At 73.6% G+C, this 18,911-nt stretch carries 15 protein-coding genes; 6 read left to right on the top strand and 9 right to left on the bottom strand.

Features of this window, described 5'->3' with window-relative positions; genetic code table 11:
* Positions 1-458: 458 nt before the first annotated feature.
* Positions 459-4,745, top strand: a complete 4,287-nt coding sequence (locus ACFY4B_RS05340; protein WP_387966553.1) for a LamG-like jellyroll fold domain-containing protein — start codon at positions 459-461, stop codon at positions 4,743-4,745.
* 97 nt (positions 4,746-4,842) lie between these two features.
* Here the strand turns inward: ACFY4B_RS05340 and ACFY4B_RS05335 are convergent, their stop codons facing one another.
* The 4 genes from ACFY4B_RS05335 to ACFY4B_RS05320 form a co-directional block, all read right to left on the bottom strand.
* On the bottom strand, positions 4,843-5,604 hold the full coding sequence (locus ACFY4B_RS05335; RefSeq protein WP_387966551.1) for a hypothetical protein: 762 nt from the start codon (positions 5,602-5,604) through the stop codon (positions 4,843-4,845).
* 91 nt (positions 5,605-5,695) lie between these two features.
* Positions 5,696-6,280 (bottom strand): PadR family transcriptional regulator, encoded by a 585-nt coding sequence (locus ACFY4B_RS05330; protein WP_387966550.1) that lies wholly within the window; start codon positions 6,278-6,280, stop codon positions 5,696-5,698.
* Between the two features lie 76 nt (positions 6,281-6,356).
* Positions 6,357-6,917 carry a YcxB family protein gene (locus ACFY4B_RS05325; protein ID WP_387966549.1) on the bottom strand — a complete coding sequence of 187 codons (561 nt, stop codon included), beginning with the start codon at positions 6,915-6,917 and terminating at the stop codon, positions 6,357-6,359.
* Between the two features lie 157 nt (positions 6,918-7,074).
* Positions 7,075-9,117, bottom strand: a complete 2,043-nt coding sequence (locus ACFY4B_RS05320; protein ID WP_387966548.1) for an FAD-dependent oxidoreductase — start codon at positions 9,115-9,117, stop codon at positions 7,075-7,077.
* 287 nt (positions 9,118-9,404) lie between these two features.
* On the opposite strand from ACFY4B_RS05320, the gene ACFY4B_RS05315 reads away from it, so the two are divergent.
* Positions 9,405-10,715, top strand: a complete 1,311-nt coding sequence (locus ACFY4B_RS05315; protein ID WP_387966547.1) for an FAD-dependent monooxygenase — start codon at positions 9,405-9,407, stop codon at positions 10,713-10,715.
* A 77-nt stretch (positions 10,716-10,792) separates the two neighbouring features.
* Here ACFY4B_RS05315 and ACFY4B_RS05310 read toward each other — a convergent pair whose 3' ends face one another.
* A complete protein-coding gene (locus ACFY4B_RS05310; RefSeq protein ID WP_049650185.1) occupies positions 10,793-11,368 on the bottom strand; it encodes a TerD family protein in 576 nt (191 codons plus the stop codon).
* A gap of 148 nt (positions 11,369-11,516) precedes the next feature.
* On the bottom strand, positions 11,517-11,933 hold the full coding sequence (locus ACFY4B_RS05305) for a hypothetical protein (protein ID WP_387966546.1): 417 nt from the start codon (positions 11,931-11,933) through the stop codon (positions 11,517-11,519).
* Between the two features lie 127 nt (positions 11,934-12,060).
* Between ACFY4B_RS05305 and ACFY4B_RS05300 the strand changes: the two genes are divergently transcribed.
* Together ACFY4B_RS05300 and ACFY4B_RS05295 are read left to right on the top strand one after the other, a co-directional pair.
* Complete coding sequence (locus ACFY4B_RS05300) at positions 12,061-12,363, top strand: hypothetical protein (protein WP_074004108.1); 303 nt, start codon at positions 12,061-12,063, stop codon at positions 12,361-12,363.
* A 253-nt stretch (positions 12,364-12,616) separates the two neighbouring features.
* A complete protein-coding gene (locus ACFY4B_RS05295) occupies positions 12,617-13,030 on the top strand; it encodes a hypothetical protein (protein ID WP_387966545.1) in 414 nt (137 codons plus the stop codon).
* On the opposite strand, the gene ACFY4B_RS05290 is transcribed toward ACFY4B_RS05295, so the two are convergent.
* Positions 13,018-14,694: a glycerol-3-phosphate dehydrogenase/oxidase gene (locus ACFY4B_RS05290; protein WP_387966544.1), complete on the bottom strand. Its 1,677-nt coding sequence runs from the start codon at positions 14,692-14,694 to the stop codon at positions 13,018-13,020. The two genes, ACFY4B_RS05295 and ACFY4B_RS05290, sit on opposite strands and share 13 nt — an antisense overlap.
* Positions 14,691-15,320, bottom strand: coding sequence for a TetR/AcrR family transcriptional regulator (locus ACFY4B_RS05285; RefSeq protein WP_387966543.1), 630 nt, complete (start codon positions 15,318-15,320; stop codon positions 14,691-14,693). The genes ACFY4B_RS05290 and ACFY4B_RS05285 overlap by 4 nt, the downstream gene beginning before the upstream one ends.
* A gap of 74 nt (positions 15,321-15,394) precedes the next feature.
* On the opposite strand from ACFY4B_RS05285, the gene ACFY4B_RS05280 reads away from it, so the two are divergent.
* A complete protein-coding gene (locus ACFY4B_RS05280) occupies positions 15,395-16,963 on the top strand; it encodes an FAD-binding oxidoreductase (protein WP_387966542.1) in 1,569 nt (522 codons plus the stop codon).
* Positions 16,960-17,868 carry a diacylglycerol kinase gene (locus tag ACFY4B_RS05275; RefSeq protein WP_380738162.1) on the top strand — a complete coding sequence of 303 codons (909 nt, stop codon included), beginning with the start codon at positions 16,960-16,962 and terminating at the stop codon, positions 17,866-17,868. The genes ACFY4B_RS05280 and ACFY4B_RS05275 overlap by 4 nt, the downstream gene beginning before the upstream one ends.
* Positions 17,869-17,922: 54 nt before the next feature.
* Here ACFY4B_RS05275 and ACFY4B_RS05270 read toward each other — a convergent pair whose 3' ends face one another.
* Positions 17,923-18,840, bottom strand: coding sequence for a DUF6891 domain-containing protein (locus ACFY4B_RS05270; RefSeq protein WP_049658625.1), 918 nt, complete (start codon positions 18,838-18,840; stop codon positions 17,923-17,925).
* Between the last annotated feature and the right edge of the window lie 71 nt (positions 18,841-18,911).

The following is an 18,911-nucleotide window of genomic DNA, read 5'->3' as shown; positions in this document are numbered from 1 at the left end:
GGGACAAACCATCCAATGGTCGAGCAAATTGAGGAAGGGCTGAGGATGTGATCGATATCACATCCGAGAAAATTGGCGGACGACCCACCAAATCGGACACGTCTGCAGAAATAAGAAGTTGACGATCCTTTGACTGTTGGCGGTAGCTTGCTGGGCGCCTCTGCACACTTCCTTTGCAGAGCCAGATCCCGTCTGGTCAGACCAGATCAGGACATCTCACGTGGGGGTACGTCACCATGCCTGCCGCTCCGCCCGGAGCCACATCCGGAGCCAGCCGTTCCAGATATCCGTCACGGACTGCTGTCGCCACCGCAGTCGGCCTCGCCCTGGCGCTGACCTCGATCACGCCGTTCGCCTTCGCTGACGGTCCGTCGACCGCTGCCACCGCCCCGGCCGACGCTCCGGCCGGGAGCCCCGCCGCCAGCCCGTCGGCCATCCCGCCGGACCTCGCGGCGCGGATGGACGCCGTCGACGCCGAGCGCGCCAGCAACAAGCCGCTGCTCAGCCCGACCGACAAGGCCATCGCCGAGGCGCAGAAGTCCGGCAAGCCCGTCCCGATCCCGGAGTTGACGGACGAGGTCAGCGAGACCGTCGCGACCCCGGCCGGCCACCTCAAGCGCACCGAGCACGTCGAGCCGCAGCGGGTGAAGCAGAACGGCGCCTGGGCGACACTCGACGGCGCTCTCGTCCCGGACGGGCAGGGTGGCTACCGGCCGAAGACCGCGCTGTCGGGGTTGCGCCTGTCCGGCGGTGGCCAGGGCCCGCTCGCCACCCTGACCAGCGCCGACGGCGAGACGCTCACCATCGACTCGCCGTTCCCGCTCACCAAGCCGGCGATCGACCCGAGCGGGGACGCGCTGATCTACCCCGAGGTCGCCCCCGGCGTCGACCTCAAGGTGACCGCCTCCAAGTTCGGCGGGCTCTCCACCGTCCTGATCGTCAAGACCGCGGAGGCGGCGAAGAACCCGGCGCTGAAGAAGGTCCGCTTCGGTACCCAGGGCAAGGGCGTCACCGTCCGGGCCGACGAGGCCGGCAACCTCACCGCCGCGGCCGCCGACGGTACGTCCCGCTGGCACGCCCCCAGCCCGCAGATGTGGGACAGCTCTGCCGCCGCCCCGGTGGCGGCCGCCAAGTCGGCCCCCGCCCTGAGCGCTTCGGCCGGAGACGCCCCGCAGGCGAAGTCCGAGGCGCGCAGCACCGCCGAGGGCCCGGGCTACGGCGCGAAGGTCGCCACCATGTCGACCACCGTCACGGCCGACGCCGTCGAGCTGACCACCGACGACGCGGTGCTCGGCAAGGGCCAGGGCCCGTGGTTCATCGACCCGGCCTGGATCCCCGACCGTAACGTGGCCAACAACTGGACCTGGACCCAGGCCGCCTACCCCGGCAAGGCCAACATCGGGCGGACCACCGGCAGCGGGGACCAGTACGCGCGGCCCGGTGTCGGTTACCAGGGCTACCGGGTCGACAAGGGCATCGAGCGCTCCTACTTCCAGTTCGACACCCACTGGTACCGCGGCGCGATCATCAACCGCGCGACCATGTCGGTGTGGGAGCACGAGTCCTCGGACTTCTCCTGCACCAACAAGTACACCCTGGACCTCTACCTCACCAGCCCGATCAGCGACCAGACCAGCTGGAGCAATCCGCCCACGAACCAGGGCGGCCGACTCGGCGAGGCCTCGGTCCCCGGCGCGGGTCAGCCCGGCTGCGGCGGCGAGTACCAGTTCAACTACGACGTGACCGGGGTCTACCAGAACTTCGGTACCAGCCGCGACACCCTCACCTTCGGTGTGTTCGCCCGCGACGAGTCCAACATGTCGGCGTTCAAGCGGCTCGGCTACAGCCCCGCTGTCGAGATCGAGTACGACCGCGTCCCCAACGTCCCGACCGGCACGTACGCCTCCCCCGCTCCCACCACGGCCGTGCCGTGGGCAGACAACCAGGGCTGCACCGGCGGCACGATGGGCTGGATGAACTCCGCGTCCGGTTTCAACGGCGCCGTCACCCTCAACGCGACGGTCAGCAGCCCGGTCCAGCAGTCGCTCTACGGCTGGATGGGCATCTGGGACTACGCCGACACCAACCGGGCCGACAGCGGCCAGACCCCCGAGGTCGCCAACAGCGGCACGGCCGCGTTCCAGGTCAAGCAGGGCCTGCTCCAGGACGGCCACGTGTACGGCTGGGACGTCATGGCCACCGACGGGCTGGTCCAGCGGTCCGGCGGGAGCCCGGCCTGCCGCTTCGGCGTCGACCTGACCCCGCCGACCCTCTCCGTCCCGGACGCCAACACCCTGCTGCCGGAGGCCGAGCTCGACTACAAGCTCCCGCCGTCCGGCAACGGCCAGGTGACCAGGAAGCACGTGGGCCAGGAGGGCCTGGTGCCGTACACCGCGGCCGACCCGGCCCCGGGCGGCAACGCCTCCGGTGTGGTCTGCGCGCGCTGGTCCTGGGACCCGCAGTTCGCCGGGGACGGCTGGTACTGCGGTGGCGGCATCAGCAACGGCTTCCCCGTCACGCTCTCCCGCTGGGGCACCAACATCCTGTACATGCAGGTGATGGACAACGCGCGCAACGTCTCGCCGGTCGCGCAGTACTCCTTCTACGTGCCGTGGAACCCGGACGGCCCGCCGCCCGTCTTCGGTGACGTCACCGGTGACGGCGCCCCGGACATCCTGCAGCCCGACCAGGCCGGCTACCTGCGCGCCTACAACGCCCCGGGCAACTCGAAGGTCCGCTCCCCGGCCGTGGCGGCCGTCGCCACCCCGGCCGACGCGCCCGGCGGCAAGGGCTGGAACACCATCCAGATCGCCCACCGCGGCACGCTCACCGGTGGCAACAACATCGACGACGTGTTCGCCCATGCTCCCGGTGACCCGCTGCTGCGGCTCTACCAGAACCCCGGGAACACCGGCGCCTACGGCCGGATCGACAAGTCGGTGCCGATCGCCAAGCCGAAGTGCGTCCCGACCGCGTCCGAGGACTGCGCCTGGCTGAAGGCCGCTGGGTACAACGCCGCCGACTGGTCCGGCACGCTGCGGATCGCCGCCCTCGGCGACCCGGTCAGCACCGACCTCGACCCCAAGCTGGGCTTCAAGAACAAGACCGGTCTACTCACCGTCGAGAGCACCAACAACGGTGCCGACGCGGCTCTCTGGTACTACCCGGCCACCAACGCCAACACCCTGGGCAAGCCTGTCCAGCTGGCCGCGTCCGGGTGGAAGGACAAGGAGCTGATCACCCCCGGCGACTGGGCCAAGCAGGGCCGCCCGGGCCTGTGGGCCCGCAACCTCGCGGCCGCCGCCGACGGACCCAAGGACGACCTCCTCGCCTACACCTTCACCACCGGGACCGTCACCGCGACCGACAGCCTGGGCGCGCCCGTCATCGACAGCAACGGCAAGCCGCTGCTCGTGCCGACGCTGACCCAGATGGCGCCGGTCGGCACCCGGATCGGCTGGGTCTCCACCGACACCTACCCGACCGTCGGCTCGGACGGCGACCTCACCGGCAACGGCAACCCCGGCCTCTGGGCCCGGAAGGCCGACGGTTCCCTGGAGATCTGGTGGGGCCAGCCCACCACCCCCGGCAACCCCTCGGCCGGCTTCGGCTGGCTGGCCGGTCCCAGCCCGATCGGGAACACCTCGGTCTCCCCCCAGTGGTGGGCGCTCGACGGCACCGGTGACAGCAGCGGCACCAACACGCTGTACAGGAACGGCGGCGACCCCAAGGCCACCTACCCGGCCGGGGCCGCACTCACCACCGACCACAACCGTGCGGCGAACAAGGCGACCGCCTTCGACGGCACGACGGTCTACCGCACCACCGCGCCGGTCAACTCCGGTTCCAACACCCCGGGGCTGGACACCACCCAGAGCTACAGCGTCTCAGCCTGGGTGAAGATCAACAACACCGACGGCTACCACACCGCGGTCTCGCTCACCGGCAACGAGGCCAGCCCGTTCTATCTGCAGTACTCGAAGTCCCTCAAGAACTGGGCCTTCGTCCTGCCGAGCAACGACAGCTTCAACGCGAGTGCCTGGTACACCGCGTACGACCAGAGCGGCCGCACCACGGCCACGGTCGGCCAGTGGACCCACCTGACCGGCACCTACAACGCCACGAACGGCATGGCCACCCTGTACGTCAACGGCCTGGCCGTCGGCTCCACCAAGGTGGGAACCACGTGGAAGCCGCCGGCGGGCAGCCTCAACATCGGCGGCGCCGCGTACAACAAGGACGTCCCCGCCGACCTCGTCAACGGCGCGATCAGCGACGTCCGGGTCTACCCGTACGCGCTGACCGACCCCCAGGTGAACACCGTCGCCACGTCGCAGTCCATCGTCCACATCCGCAGTGCGGTCGACAAGCACAAGTGCCTGGACAACTGGGGCAGCACCGCGGGCTCGCCGGTGGTGATCTACGACTGCTGGAACGGTGACAAGCAGCACTTCACCGCTACCCGGGACAACCAGCTCAAGACCGTACCGAACGGGCTCTGCATCGGCACCCGGGACGCCAACGTCATCGACGGCACCCCGGTGGTCTCGCAGGCGTGCGACAACTCCGGGGCCCAGACCTGGATCCGCCGCTACGACGGCACGCTCTTCAACCCGGCGTCGAACAGGTGCCTGGACCTGCCCGCGTCCAACACGCAGAACACCACCGCACTGGCCGTCTGGCCATGCGGAAACCAGGCGAACCAGCACTGGCTCTTCGACAACCAGACCCTCGCGGGCGTGTAGCCCCCGTCGGTCGTCGTCAGGCCACCCCCGCGGCCCCTCGCCGAGCGCCTCGTGCGTTCGGTGGGGGGCCGCGGTGGTGTTCGGAGGGCGGGGCGGGTCAGACGCGGCGGCCCTCGGTGGGGGTGGCGGGGACGGCCGTGGGGCCGGTGGTGCTGCCGGCCTTGGCGCCGAGGGCGCGTTCGACCTTGGCGACGGCGGTGCGGTACTCCATGGAGGCGGCCTGTTCGTTGCTGCCCTGGCGTTCGAAGTAGCCGAAGGCCATGGCCACCGTGCCGAAGCGTTCGATGCCGACGTAGCCGTTGAGTCGGACACCGGCCAGGGTGCCGTCGAGGTGGACGGCAGGGGCGTCCTTGCGGTCGCCGAGGGTGACCGGGCTGACGGTGAAGGTCACGGTGTCGCTGGGGCCGGCGTTGAAGGTGATGGTGTGGCAGGTCTTCAGGGCGTCGGCGGCGGAGTTGAAGTCGGTGGCGAGTTGGTCGGACGGCTCGGCCGCGAGGGCCTGGGTGACCATCGGGTTGCCGTTCGGGCCGTCGAGTTCGGTCTCGGCGCGCGGGATCGCCGCGCCCGGCCGGGTGACGTACATGTTGATCAGGGCGCTGAGCGCGTCGCATCCGGTCACCGGGTTCGACGGGCTCGCGCTGGGGCTCGCGCCGGCGCTGGGGCTGGGGCTCTGGGTCACCGGGGGCTCGGTCCAGCCGGGGCCGAGGTCGGCCGCGGTCAGCAGGGCCGACTTCAGCTGGTCGGCGGAGGGCAGTGGCTGGGCGGTTGCGGCGGACGCCGGGAGGGCGGCCGGGCCCAGGGCGACCGCCACGACGACGGCCGCGGCGGTGAGGGCGTGGAAGGGCCTGGTCAGAGACATACGGGTCCCCCGGTCGAGAGTTCGGGAAGGGACAGGCCACCAGTGTCCCACCGGGGGCGGGGCCGGGCGCGCGGGCGGGGATCGGCGCAGGTCAGGGCCGGTCGGAGGGGTCGCAGGCGCGAGGAGCGTCGGAGGGGCGGGAGGGCTCGGCCGGCAGGGTGTCGAGGGTCTCGGCGAGCCAGTGCACCCAGAAGCTCTCCAGTCCGATGCCGGCCCGCAGCACCGCGTGCTGGAGCCGATTCTCCTCGTCCGCCCGCTCGACCGGGAAGTCGCGCCGCTCGATCTCCCGGTAGTCGGCCAACTGCTCCCGGTGCAGGGCGAGATGGCGTTCCAGCTCGGCCGTCAGGCCGTCCGTGCCGACCACCGCGGCCGCCCGCAGCCGCAGCAGCAGGGGCTCCCGGACGGCGCGCGGCGCGGCGCCCTCGGCGGTCCAGCGGGCCAGTTCGGCGCGGCCCTCCGGGAGCACCTCGTACTCCTTCTTCTGCCCGCGCACCGGTGCCTCCGGCCGGAGGGCCCGGATCTGTCCGGAGGCCTCCAGCCGGCCCAGTTCGCGGTAGATCTGCTGGTGGGTGGCGGGCCAGAAGAAGCCGATCGACCGGTCGAACCGCCTGGTCAGCTCCAGCCCCGAGGACGGCTTCTCCAGCAGGGCGGTGAGGATGGCGTGCGGCAGCGACATGCCGTCGATCGTACGGGGAGCGGGCAGGGGACGAACGGGGCGAAGGCGGGGTACGGGCGCGCGGGACGGGTCGGGCTCAGCCCCGGGCGGGCGCGGGGGCGTGCCGGTCGAGCACGGCGCGCAGCCGGTCGGGGTCGGCGGTGCCGCGCTTGGGCAGGACGGCCAGGCAGGAGTTGTTCTTGTCGTTGCTCAGCAGGACGAACAGCCCCGGGGTCTCCACGTGGTGCGGGACCGCCTGCCAGGTCAGGGTGCTGGTGGAGTGGCGGTTGGCGATGGTCACGCCGGACGCTGCCACGGTGGCGGTGAACTCGCCCTTGTCGGCGGTCAACTTGTGGAACTGGCCGGCCTGCAGCCGGGGCAGCCAGAGGAGCAGGGCCAGCGCGGCGAGCACCATGAACACCGGCGGGAAGCCGATGCCCTTGCCGGTGGAGAGGTCGAGCGCGGCGATGAGCGGGCCGCACACGACGAGCAGGTACAGGAACGCCCGCTGGCGCCGGCCCGCGCGCGTCGCCCGGGACCGGGCGGCCAGGGCCTCCCGGAAGTCCGCCACCGTGGGCGTGTACGCCAACTCGACCCGCTCGTCCGCCGCCGGCTCGTCCGCCATCGGCGCGTACGCCGTCTCGCCCTGCTCGTCCATCGGCCTGCCCTCCCCTGTGATCCGCTCCACGCCCCGCGCGCCGTGATCCGCGCTGCGACCTGCGGATACTAGCAACGGCCCCCGGGCGGACGGCGAGTGGTTTTCGGTCGGCGCCCCCGCTCGCGGCGGGGGCGCCGACCGTGCGGGACGCGGGGGCTCAGAGCGCCGCGGCGAGCTCGGTGCCCTGCTTGATGGCGCGCTTGGCGTCCAGTTCGGCGGCCACGTCGGCGCCGCCGATCAGGTGCACCGGCAGGCCGCGCTCGCGCAGCGCCTCGTACAGGTCGCGGCGCGGCTCCTGGCCGGTGCAGAGCACGACGGTGTCCACGGGCAGCAGTTGGCGCTCGCCGTCCACCGTGATGTGCAGACCGGCGTCGTCGATCAGGTCGTAGGTGACGCCGGGGACCATCACCACGCCGCGGTGCTTGAGCTCGGTGCGGTGGATCCAGCCGGTGGTCTTGCCGAGGCCGGCGCCGACCTTGGTGGTCCTGCGCTGGAGCAGGTGGACGCTGCGCGGGGGCTTCGGCCGCTCCGGGGCGCGCAGGCCGCCGCGCTCGCGGTACTCCGGGTCGATGCCCCACTTCGCCTGGAACACCGGCGGGTTGAGGCTCGCCGCGTCGCCCGGGTCGGTGAGGAACTCGGCCACGTCGAAGCCGATGCCGCCGGCGCCGAGGATGGCGACCCGCTCGCCGACCGGCGCGCCGTCGCGCAGCACGTCGAGGTAGCCGAGCACGCTGGGGTGGTCGATTCCCGGGATGTCGGCGGGAGTTCGCGGGGTGACGCCGGTGGCGAGGACGAGCTCGTCGTGGCCCTGCCCGGCCAGCTGCTCGGCGGTGACGGTCGCGCCGAGCCGCAGCGTGACGTCCAACTCGGCCAGCCGGGTGCGGAAGTAGCGCAGCGTCTCGTCGAACTCCTCCTTGCCGGGGATGCGCCGGGCGATGTTCAGCTGCCCGCCGATCGCCTCGGCGGCGTCGTACAGGGTGACGTCGTGGCCGCGCTCGGCGGCGGAGACGGCGAAGGCGAGGCCGGCCGGACCCGCCCCGACGACGCCGATCCGCTTGCGCAACTGGGTGGGCCCGAGGACGAGTTCGGTCTCGTGGCAGGCGCGCGGGTTGACCAGGCAGGAGGTGATCTGGAGGTTGAAGGTGTGGTCGAGGCAGGCCTGGTTGCAGCCGATGCAGGTGTTGATGGCCTCGGCGCGGTCGTCCCGGGCCTTGGCGACGAAGTCGGCGTCGGCGAGCAGCGGGCGGGCCATCGAGACCAGGTCCGCGCTGCCCTCGGCGAGCAACTGCTCGGCGATCTCGGGGGTGTTGATGCGATTGGTGGTGACCAGCGGGATGCCGACCTTGCCCATCACCTTCTTCGTCACCCAGCCGAAGGCGCCGCGCGGCACCGAGGTGGCGATGGTGGGGATGCGGGCCTCGTGCCAGCCGATGCCGGTGTTGATGATGGTCGCCCCGGCGGCCTCGACGGCCTGGGCGAGCCGCACGACCTCGTCGAGGGTGGAGCCGCCGGGCACCAGGTCGAGCATGGAGAGGCGGTAGACGATGATGAAGTCCTCGCCGACCCGCTCGCGGACCCGGCGGACGATCTCCACCGGGAAGCGCATCCGCCGCTCGTACGTGCCGCCCCACTCGTCCTCGCGGTGATTGGTCGCGGCGACGATGAACTCGTTGACCAGGTAGCCCTCGGAGCCCATGATCTCGACGCCGTCGTACCCGGCGCGGCGGGCGAGTTCGGCGCAGCGGGCGAAGTCCTCGATGGTCTGCTCGACCTGCTCGGCGGTGAGCGCGTTGGGCGTGAAGGGGCTGATCGGGGCCTGGATCGCGCTGGGGGCGACCAGGTCGCGGTGGTACGCGTAGCGGCCGAAGTGCAGGATCTGGAGGGCGATCCTGCCGCCGGCGGCGTGCACCGCATCGGTGACCACGCGGTGCCTGTCGGCCTCCTCCTCGGTGGTCAGCATCGCGCCGCCCTCCCAGGGGCGCCCGGCCTCGTTGGGGGCGATGCCGCCGGTGACGATCAGGCCGACGCCGCCGCGGGCCCGCTCGGCGTAGAAGGCGGCCATCCGCTCGTAGCCGCCGGGGGCCTCCTCCAGGCCGACGTGCATCGAGCCCATGATCACGCGGTTGGGCAGGGTGGTGAAGCCGAGGTCGAGCGGGCTGAGCAGGTGCGGGTAGCGGTTGCTGCCGGGGTGGGCGCTCATCGACGTCTCCTGGGGCGCGGGCGGGAAGTGGACCGGGGAGTGGACCGGGGCGTTGTGGACCGGGGGCGTTGTTACCGCAGGGTAGGGGACGGGCGGCGGGGTATGCAACTAGTTGCATAAGGCTCTCCCGGGTCGCCGGGAGGGCCCTCCGGATGGCTCGAACACGGCGCCGGGGACCGACCGGACGCGTATCGTCGTGTCCCGGACATCGCGGGGGCGTCGCGGGGGGACATCGCATCGCGGGGACGCCGCGGACTCGAAGCTCGGGACTCAGGAGAGGAGCGACCGTGCGCGGTGGCTCGGTGGCCGTGGTCGGGGGCAGCATCGCCGGGAGCGCCTTCGCCGGCGCGGCCGCCCGGCTCGGCGCGGAACGGGTGGTGGTGCTGGAACGCAGCCCCGGGCACCTGGAGGACCGCGGCGTGGGGCTGTGCACCCACAACGACCGCTTCGACGAACTGGTCCGGGCCGGACACCTCGACGCGGACACCCGCCGCCACCGCCTCACCGTCCGCCGCTGGGTCGCCCGGGGCGCGGCCGGCGAGGGCGACGGGCCGGACGGCTGCGGGCGACTGCTCTGGGCCCAGCCCTTCCCGTTCCACTCGCACCACTGGGGCGTGCTCTGGCAGGCCCTGCGCGAACGGATGCCCGAGCAGGTCGAGTTCCGGCTGGGTGCCACCGTGACGGCCGTCGGCAACGAGCCGGGCGGGGACGAACCGGACGGCGGCGGGTCGGAGGGCCCCCAGGCTGAGCCGGACGGCGCCCGGGCCGAGACGGGCGGTGCCTGGGTCGAGACGGACGGCGGCCGCGAGATGTACGACCTGGTGATCGGCGCCGACGGCTACCGCTCGGTGGTCCGCGAGGCCGTCTGCCCGCAGGCCGAGCCCGAGTACGCCGGGTACGTGTGCTGGCGCGGCAGCTACGACGCCGCCCTGCTGGCCGAGCTGCCCGGCGGCGCGGCACCCTGGCCGGAGGAGCAGTGCATCACCGCCTGCTACCCCGGCGGCCAGGTGGTGATCTACCGCATCCCCGGGGTCGCGCCCGGCCGCACCCAGGTGAACTGGGTCTTCTACGCCCCCACCCCCGCCTGGCTGCGACTGGACGGCCCGACCAGCATCCCGGCGGGCAGCCTCACCGACCCGCAGGTGGACGAGCTGCGCCGGCTCGCCGAGCGGTACCTGCCGCCGTACTGGGCCGGCCTGGTCACCCTGACCCCGCGCGAACGGACCTTCCTCCAGCCGGTCTACGACCTGGCGGCCCCGGCCCGGACGGCCGGACGGCTGCTGATCGGCGGGGACGCGGCCACCGTGGTGCGCCCGCACAACACCAGCGGCGCGGTGAAGGCGATCCAGGACGCCCACGCCTTCGAGCTGGCCGGGCGGGAGGCCGGCTCCTGGGCAGCTCTGCTGGCCGCCTACGACCGCGAACGGACGGCGGCCGGGCGGGAGTTGGTGGAACTGGGCCGCACCCTGGGCCGGGCCCAGGTCACCGCGGCGCCGGACTGGTCGGGGATGGACGAACCGGCCATGACCGCCTGGTGGCACCACCAGTTCACCGGCGGCGGGGGTTTCGGCGGCCACGCGCTCGGCCGTACCGACTGAGCGCGTGGCCGTGACTGCCGAACCCCGGTCGACCCGCTTCGGGCGAACGGGCGTCGACCGCTACCGGCTGGCGACGGTCAGACGTTGACGCCGTAGTCGGTCGCGATGCCGCGCAGGCCGGAGGCGTAGCCCTGGCCGATGGCGCGGAACTTCCACTCGTTGCCGTTGCGGTACAGCTCGCCGAAGACCATCGCGGTCTCGGTCGAGGCGTCCTCGGTCAGGTCGTAGCGCGCGATCTCCAGGCCGTTGGCCTGGTTGACGATCCGGATGAACGCGTTGCGCACCTGGCCGAAGTTCTGCAGCCGGGCGTCGGCGTCGTAGATCGACACCGGGAAGACCACCTTGGCCACGTCGGCCGGGACGCGGTCCAGGTCGACCTTGATCTGCTCGTCGTCCCCGTCTCCGCCGCCGGTCAGGTTGTCGCCGCTGTGCTCGACCGAACCCTCGGGGCTGCGGAGGTTGTTGAAGAAGACGAAGTGCTGGTCCGAGACCACCTTGCCCAGCGCGTTGCACAGCAGCGCACTGGCGTCCAGGTCGTAGTCGGCCCCGGTGGTGGTGCGCACGTCCCAGCCGAGACCGACGATCACGGCGCTCAGACCGGGCGCCTCCTTGCTCAGCGAGACGTTGCCGCCCTTGGCCAGCGAAACTCCCACAATGCCCTCCTCTGATCTCTCCCTGTGGACGAATCTACAACACTGTAGAGATCACGAGAATCCGTCTGCGGGCGGGCCCACCCCGGGAATTTCTCCGGGTCGCACACGGGAACCCTGCGCGGGAACCGCCGCCGGCCCGGCCAGGGCGTCACCGCACGGCGTCGATCTCGATCCGCAGCGCACCGTTCTCGGCCGTCGCCCTGCGGCCCCAACCCAGCAGCAGGCCCAGCACCTCGCGCTCGGCGGCCGGGAGCCGGGCCAGGTCCACCTGCTCGATCTCCCGGACCAGCGCGGCCATCGACGGCTGCCGGATCCGGCTGCTGAAGTCGAGGTCCGGCTCGTGGCGGGCGAGGGTGGGCAGGGTCCGCGCACCCAGACGGCGCAGGACGGCCCGCAGGGCGCCGCCGTCGACCCAGGCCTCCAGCCGCCCGGGCTGCGGCGCCGGGCCGGCCCCGCGCCCCGTCCTCGCCTTGACCGGCACCCGGTACAGGCCGAGGACGTACTCGGCCTCGGCCACCTCCTCGTCCGGCCCGTACGGCCGCAGGCCGCCCGCTGTGCTCCGCATGCCGAGCACCCTAGCGACCTCCCGCCCTAGACTGGCAGTGGATTTCCCCTCGTCCGCTCTTCACCCGTTCCCCTCGTCGGCTCGCCGCCGTCTCCCCTCGTCGCAGGCCCGGTCGCCGGAGGTCCCGATGCGCCAGCGGTACAGCTTCCACCTCGACCAGGGCGGGCACTCGGTGACCGTCAACGTCCGGTCCGGCTGGATCACCGAGACCGAGCTGCTGGTCGACGGCAAGGAGTGCGACTTCCACCGCGTCCACGGGCACGGCGACTATCCGCTGACCCTCACCGCCCAGGTCGCCGAGGAGCCGCCGACCCCGCCGAGGCCGCTCGCGGTGCGGCTGGACCGCACCGGCCGGGCCGAGCACCCGCTCTCCTGCGTCCTGGAGCTGTCCGGCGCCGAGCACCCGATGCCCGAGCGCACGGCGCGCTGATTCCGCCTCCTCCCCCCGCGAATTCCGCCTCCTCCGCACGGCCGCGCCCGTCCACGGCCGCCTTGCGAGGGCGTGGAGCCGGGGACCCCGTTCCCCGTTCGCGGCCGACCCCCTCGGTCAACCCTCGATCGTCCGCGACCCCCTTCGGTGCACCGAAACCACCCGTTCAGGCGGTTTGCTCGCAAATGCCACCAAACCTTACGATCCACCGTCCGGACCCACCGGCCCGGACCCCCACGACGAAAGCCCTCCCATGACCACCCCCGCGACCCCTGACGCCTTCGACACCCTCCTGGGCGAGGCGATGGCCGGCTCCGAGCGCTTCGGTCACCGCCAGCACGTCCGGCTCACCTGGCTCGCGGTGCGCCGCCACGGCGCCGACGAGGCCCTCACCCTGGTCGGCGAGGGCATCCGGCGCACGGCCGCCAAGGCGGGCGCACCGCAGAAGTTCCACGTCACCATGACCCGCGCCTGGGTCGAGCTGGTGGCCCACCACGCCGACGCCGCACCGGACTTCGACACGTTCGCGGCCCGCCACCCCGAGCTGCTCGACAAGGAGCTGCTCACCCGCCACTACCGGCCCGGGACGCTCGCGGGCGAGCAGGCCCGGACCACCTGGGTGGAGCCGGACCTCGCCCCCTTCCCCCGGGCCGCTCAGCCGTCCTGACGCCGCCCGGCACGCTCCTCGACGGTCCCCTCGACGATCTCCTCGACCGCCTTCCGGGCGCGCTCGGCGTCCTCCGCGACCAGCCCGATCCTGGTGCGGCGGTCGAGCACGTCGGCCGGGTCCAGCGCGCCCTCGTGGCTGACGGCGTAGGCGATCTCGGCGCGGGTCACGTCCAGGCCCTCGGCGATCGACGTCAACTCTCCGGCCGCCAGCACCTCGTGGGCCGCACCGCCGTGGCGGGCGAGCAGTGAGGCGGGCAGCCGCCCGGCGGTTCCGCCCTCCGGGACCCCGGCGGGCAGCGGGCGGCTGTCCCCGTGGCCGGGGGCGCCGACCAGCGGCAGCCGGGCCGTCCAGCAGGCGCGGGCGGGCAGGCCGCGCAGCCGGACGGCGGTGTCCACCGCGTCCTCGGCCATCCGGCGGTAGGTGGTGAGCTTGCCGCCGACCACGGTGATCACCCCGGACGGGCTCTCCAGCACCGCGTGCTCGCGGGAGATGTCGGCGGTGCTGCCGTCCCCGGTGTCGATCAGCGGGCGCAGCCCGGCGTAGGCGCCGATCACGTCCGCCCTGGTCAGGGCGGTGGCGAGGGCGGCGTTGACGGTGTCGAGGAGGAAGGAGAGCTCGGCCTCGGTGGGCTGCGGCTCGTCCGGGATCGGGCCCGGGGCGTCCTCGTCGGTCAGACCGATCGCGACCCGGCCGAGCTGCTGCGGGAGGGCGAAGACGAAGCGGCTGGTGGAGCCGGGCACCGGCACGGTGAGGGCGGCGGTCGGGTTGCCGAGGGCCTTCGCGTCCACCAGCAGGTGGGTGCCCCGGCTGGGCCGGAGCCGGATCGAGGTGTCCACCTCGCCCGCCCAGACGCCGGTGGCGTTGACCACCGCGCCGGCCCGGACGGTGAGTTCCCGCCCGGTCAGGGTGTCGACCAGCCGGGCCGAGGTGCCGGTGACCTGCTCGGCGCGCACCCTGGTCAACACGCTGGCACCGTACTGCGCGGCGGTCCGGGCCAGTGCGACCACCAGCCGGGCGTCGTCCACGAGTTGGCCGTCGTGGGCGACCAGCGCGCCGCGCAGCCCGTCCGTCCGCACGCCCGGCACCAGCCGGCGGGTCCGGTCGGCGTCGATCCGGCGCACCCGGGGCAGCAGCGCGCCCGGGGTGCCGGCCGTCAGGCGCAGCGCGTCCCCGGCGTGGAAGCCGGTACGGATCAGCGCGGCCTGGCCGGGGCGCAGCAGGTCCGGGAGCAGCGGCACCAGTTGGGGCAGTGCGCGGATCAGGTGCGGGGCGGTGCGGGTCATCAGCACGCCGCGCTCCACCGCGCTCTCCCGAGCCACCTTGATCCGCCCGGAGGCGAGGTAGCGCAGGCCGCCGTGCACCAGCTTGGAACTCCAGCGGCTCGTCCCGAAGGCGAGGTCCCGGGCCTCGACCAGCACCGTGCGCAGGCCGCGCGAGGCCGCGTCCAGGGCCACTCCGGCGCCGGTGACGCCGCCGCCGATGACCAGGAGGTCGATCCGGGCGTCGTCGCCGAGCGCCTCCAGCTCCGCCGCCCTTCGGACGGCGTTGAGGCGGGAGGTCCCGGCGTGCGGACCGGTGTACGGGCCCGCGTGCGAACCGGAGGACGGACCGGCGTGCGAGCTGGAGTGCGGACCGGTGTGCGGGCCTGCGGTGGGAGTCATGGCGCGAGGTATCCGTTCAGTGCTCTGGCCAGTTCGCGCCGCCAGGCCGCCTCGGGCAGCAGGGAGGCGACCATACGGTGCGACTGGACGGTGGACTGGGCTGTCAGCAGGACCATGGCGGCCAGTTCGAGCGGCTCGCCCTCCCGGATCGAGCCGTGCGCCTGGCCCTGCTCGATGCCGGTGCGCAGTGCCTCCAGCAGGCCGCGCTGGCTGGCGCCGAGCCGCTCGACGACGTACTCGAGCAGCAGGTCGGAGTCGTCGGAGCGCAGCAGCGCGCCGATCACCGGGTGGTCGCGCAGCCGGACGGCGATCTCCACGGTCCGTTCGACGAAGGCCTCCCGGTCCCGGCCGGTCGGCACGGCGGCCTCCAGGGTGGCCAGGATCTCCCGGGTGAGCAGTGCGCCGATCACCGCCCGGACGTCCGGCCAGCGGCGGTAGACGGTCGGCCGGCTGACCCCGGCACGGCGGGCGATCTCGGCGAGCTGGGTGCGGCGCACGCCGAGATGGACCATCAGGTCGGCGGCGGCGTCCAGGATCGCGTCGTCGGTGCTGCGGGCCCCCGGGACCTGGCCGGTGCCCCCGCGGGTCTGGCCCGGCGTCTCGGGCTCGTCGTTACTACTTGACATGATGTGTGAAACTGTAACGCATGGCACCTGAGACGCAAGCGGGACCGGCCGGCGCCGCACTTCCGCTCCCCCCGATGAAGTGGGACGCCTGGGGCGACCCGGCCCTGGCCAAGGAGCTGTCCGCCGACATCAAGGGACTGCTCGCCGCCGCCCTCGGCGTCACCGGCGACGCCGCCCCCGGGCCGAGCGCCGACGAGGTCGTCCTGCACCCGTCCCGGCTCTCCGCCGAGGACCTCGACGCGCTGGCCGGCGCGGTCGGCAAGGAGCACGTCAGCGCCGCCGACGCCGACCGGCTGCCGCGCGCCGGCGGCAAGTCCACCCCGGACCTGCTGCGCCGCCGCAGCCGCGAGGCGCAGGACGCCCCCGACGCCGTCGTGCTGCCCGGCAGCGAGCAGGAGGTCGCCGCCGTCCTCGCGGTGTGCGCCGAACGCCGCATCGCCGTCGTCCCGTTCGGCGGCGGCACCAGCGTGGTCGGCGGCCTCGACCCCGAGCGCGGCGGCCTCGCCGCCGTCGTCTCCCTCGACCTGCGCCGCTTCGACCGGCTGCTCGACCTGGACGAGACCTCCGGCGAGGCCGTCCTCGGCGCCGGCCTCACCGGCCCGGCCGCGGAGGAGCTGCTCGCCGAGCGCGGCTGGGAGCTCGGCCACTACCCGCAGAGCTTCCGCTACGCCACCATCGGCGGCTTCGCGGCCACCCGCTCCTCCGGCCAGGACTCGGCCGGGTACGGGCGCTTCGACGAGATGGTGCGCGGGCTGCGCGTCGTCACCCCGGCCGGGGTGCTCGACCTCGGCCGCGCCCCCGCCTCCGCCGCCGGCCCCGACCTGCGCCAGCTCTTCCTCGGCTCCGAGGGCACCCTCGGCGTGATCACCGCCGTCCGGCTGCGCGTCCACCCGCTGCCCGCCGTCAAGGCGTACGAGGCGTGGAGCTTCCCCGACTTCGCCACCGGCACGGCCGCGCTGCGCGCCGTCGAGCAGCAGGGCACCGGCCCGACCGTGATCCGGCTCTCCGACGAGGCCGAGACCATGATCAACCTGGCCATGACCGAGCAGATCGGCGGCGCCCCGGCGGTCAGCGGCTGCCTGGCCGTCACCGTCTTCGAGGGCGGCGCCGCCCAGGTCGCCGCCCGACGGCAGCTCACCCGCGACGCCCTGCTCGCCGCCGGCGGCACCTCGCTCGGCGAGGGCCCCGCCCGGGCCTGGGAGCACGGCCGGTTCAGCGCCCCCTACCTGCGCGACTCGCTGCTCGCCGCGGGCGCGCTGTGCGAGACCCTGGAGACCGCGGCCTCCTGGAGCCGGCTGCCGGCCCTGCGGGCCGCCGTCACCGAGGCGCTCACCGGCGCCCTGCCCGGCTCCCTGGTGCTCTGCCACGTCTCGCACGTCTACCCGACCGGCGCCTCGCTCTACTTCACCGTCGTCGCCGCCCTCGGCGAGGACCCGCTCACCCGCTGGGGCGCAGCCAAGCGCGCCGCCGGGGACGCCATCCTCCGCACCGGCGGCACCATCAGCCACCACCACGCCGTCGGCGCCGACCACCGGCCCTGGATGACCGAGGAGATCGGCGACCTCGGCGTGCGCGTCCTGCGCGCCGTCAAGGCCGAACTCGACCCGGCGGGCATCCTCAACCCGGGCAAGCTGATCCCGTGAACGACGTGAGAACCGTCCGCAGGGTCGCCGTTCTCACCAACCCGGCGGCGGGCATCGGCCACGCCGAGCCCGCCGCCCACCGGGCCACCGCCCGGCTGCGGGCCCTCGGCGTCGACGTCGAACCGCGGGCCGGGCGCTCCCCCGAGGACGCCGTCCGGCTCGCCCGCGAGGCGGCGGCCGACGGCGTGGACGCGGTGGCCGTGGTCGGCGGCGACGGCATGATCAACCTCGCCCTCCAGGCCCTGGCCGGCACGCCCGTCCCGCTCGGCGTGATACCGGCCGGCACCGGCAACGACCACGCCCGCGAGTACGGCCTGCCGCTCGGCGCCCCCGAGGCCGCCGCCGACGTCATCGCCGCCGGGCGCACCCGCGGCGTCGACCTCGGCCGGATCACCGGCCCGGACGGGGCGGTGCGCTGGTACGGCTCCGTCCTCGCCACCGGCTTCGACTCCCTGGTCAGCGACCGCGCGAACCGGCTGCGCTGGCCGCGCGGCCGGATGCGCTACAACCTCGCCATCGCCGCCGAGTTCGCCAACCTCCGCCCGCTGCCGTTCCGCATCACCCTCGCCGACGGCACCGTCATCGAACGCGACCTCACCCTGGCCGCCGTCGGCAACACCCGCAGCTACGGCGGCGGCATGCTGATGTGCCCCGCCGCCCTGCCCGACGACGGACTGCTCGACCTCACCCTCGTCGACGCCATGCCCCGGCTGCGCATCGCCCGCTTCTTTCCCACGCTCTTCAAGGGCACCCACATCACCTATCCGGAGGTCACCACGCTGCGCACCGAAGCCCTGCGGATCGAGTCCCCCGGCATCACCGCCTACGCCGACGGCGAGTTCATCGCCGCGCTCCCGGTGGACGTCGCGGTGGCACGGGACGCCCTGCGGGTGCTGGTGCCGTGAGGGGCTGACGCCGCCGTCCGGCCGTCGGGGTGCCGCCGGACCGCGGTGCCGGTCTCACCCCGCCAGGCGGCGGCGCCACAGCAGCGGGCGTATCTCGACGGCCTGGGACGGGTCGCCGTTCCAGACCGTCGGCAGACCGGCCTCCGCCAGGGCGGCGACCACCTCCTTCCCGACCGCGGCGGTGGCCGCCGGGGAGCCGTCGAAGCCGCCGTACAGCAGGGACAGTCCGTGGCCGAGGGCGGCGGATTCGGTGCCCTGGGCGTGGAAGTAGACGAAGCCGCGGGCGTCGGCCTCGCCGGCCTCGGCGATCTCGGCGTCGCCGCAGGAGCGGCAGCAGCCGAAGTCCTCCCGGGCCGTGATGCCGCCCGCCTCCAGGGCGGCGAAGGCCCGGGCCAGGCGCTCCGGATCCGTCTCGCCGATCCAGCCGGTCTGCTCGCCGACCCGCTCCAGCCAGAGCCGGTCGGCGAGTTGCTCGGCCTGGGGGCGCGAGAGCGGGCGGCGGTCGCCCGCGACCAGGTGCTCCTCGGCCTGCTCGGCGAGCCGGGCGCGGTCGGTGTAGCCGCAGGCCAGCGTCAGCCGCAGCCGGTCCTCCAACTCCCGCCGCTCGCCCGCCTCCAGGTCGATCGGCGGCACCGGCGCCGGCGCCGGGCCCAGGTCGAGCGGCTGCCAGTCCAGCCCCTCGTCCCAGCCCGCCGCACCGCGCGCCCAGCCCGTCATCGCCGCGACCACCGGCTCGGGCCCGGCCAGCCGCACCTCGAAGTGCCGCTCGGCGGAGCCGTCCCGGTGCTCCAGCGTGTACTCCTCGCCGTCGGCGTGCCACACCTGCACGTACACGTCCGGCAGGTCCGGTATCCGCTCCACGACGAGGAAGCGGTCGTCCGGCGCACCGATGCGCCGGACCATCCCCGCGAGGTCGTCCGCGGACACCCTCAGGTGCCGCGTCTCGTTCGTCTGCACCGTGATCGCCAGCATGACGTCACCGTTGCACACGGCACTGACAATCCCCGTGGCCGATCCCCGGCGGCCGATCCCCGCAACAGATC

Origin of the sequence: Kitasatospora sp. NPDC001261 (assembly GCF_042896795.1) — a bacterium.
GTDB lineage: Bacteria > Actinomycetota > Actinomycetes > Streptomycetales > Streptomycetaceae > Kitasatospora.
This window is presented reverse-complemented; position numbering and strand designations above follow the sequence as displayed.

Excerpts from the sequence above, each read along its gene's own strand:
- ACFY4B_RS05340 (WP_387966553.1), top strand. The coding sequence starts at position 459 with ATGGACGCCGTCGACGCCGAGCGCGCCAGCAACAAGCCGCTGCTCAGC.
- ACFY4B_RS05335 (WP_387966551.1), bottom strand. The coding sequence starts at position 5,604 with ATGTCTCTGACCAGGCCCTTCCACGCCCTCACCGCCGCGGCCGTCGTC.
- ACFY4B_RS05330 (WP_387966550.1), bottom strand. The coding sequence starts at position 6,280 with ATGTCGCTGCCGCACGCCATCCTCACCGCCCTGCTGGAGAAGCCGTCC.
- ACFY4B_RS05325 (WP_387966549.1), bottom strand. The coding sequence starts at position 6,917 with ATGGACGAGCAGGGCGAGACGGCGTACGCGCCGATGGCGGACGAGCCG.
- ACFY4B_RS05320 (WP_387966548.1), bottom strand. The coding sequence starts at position 9,117 with ATGAGCGCCCACCCCGGCAGCAACCGCTACCCGCACCTGCTCAGCCCG.
- ACFY4B_RS05305 (WP_387966546.1), bottom strand. The coding sequence starts at position 11,933 with ATGCGGAGCACAGCGGGCGGCCTGCGGCCGTACGGGCCGGACGAGGAG.
- ACFY4B_RS05300 (WP_074004108.1), top strand. The coding sequence starts at position 12,061 with ATGCGCCAGCGGTACAGCTTCCACCTCGACCAGGGCGGGCACTCGGTG.
- ACFY4B_RS05295 (WP_387966545.1), top strand. The coding sequence starts at position 12,617 with ATGACCACCCCCGCGACCCCTGACGCCTTCGACACCCTCCTGGGCGAG.
- ACFY4B_RS05290 (WP_387966544.1), bottom strand. The coding sequence starts at position 14,694 with ATGACTCCCACCGCAGGCCCGCACACCGGTCCGCACTCCAGCTCGCAC.
- ACFY4B_RS05285 (WP_387966543.1), bottom strand. The coding sequence starts at position 15,320 with ATGTCAAGTAGTAACGACGAGCCCGAGACGCCGGGCCAGACCCGCGGG.
- ACFY4B_RS05280 (WP_387966542.1), top strand. The coding sequence starts at position 15,395 with ATGAAGTGGGACGCCTGGGGCGACCCGGCCCTGGCCAAGGAGCTGTCC.
- ACFY4B_RS05270 (WP_049658625.1), bottom strand. The coding sequence starts at position 18,840 with ATGCTGGCGATCACGGTGCAGACGAACGAGACGCGGCACCTGAGGGTG.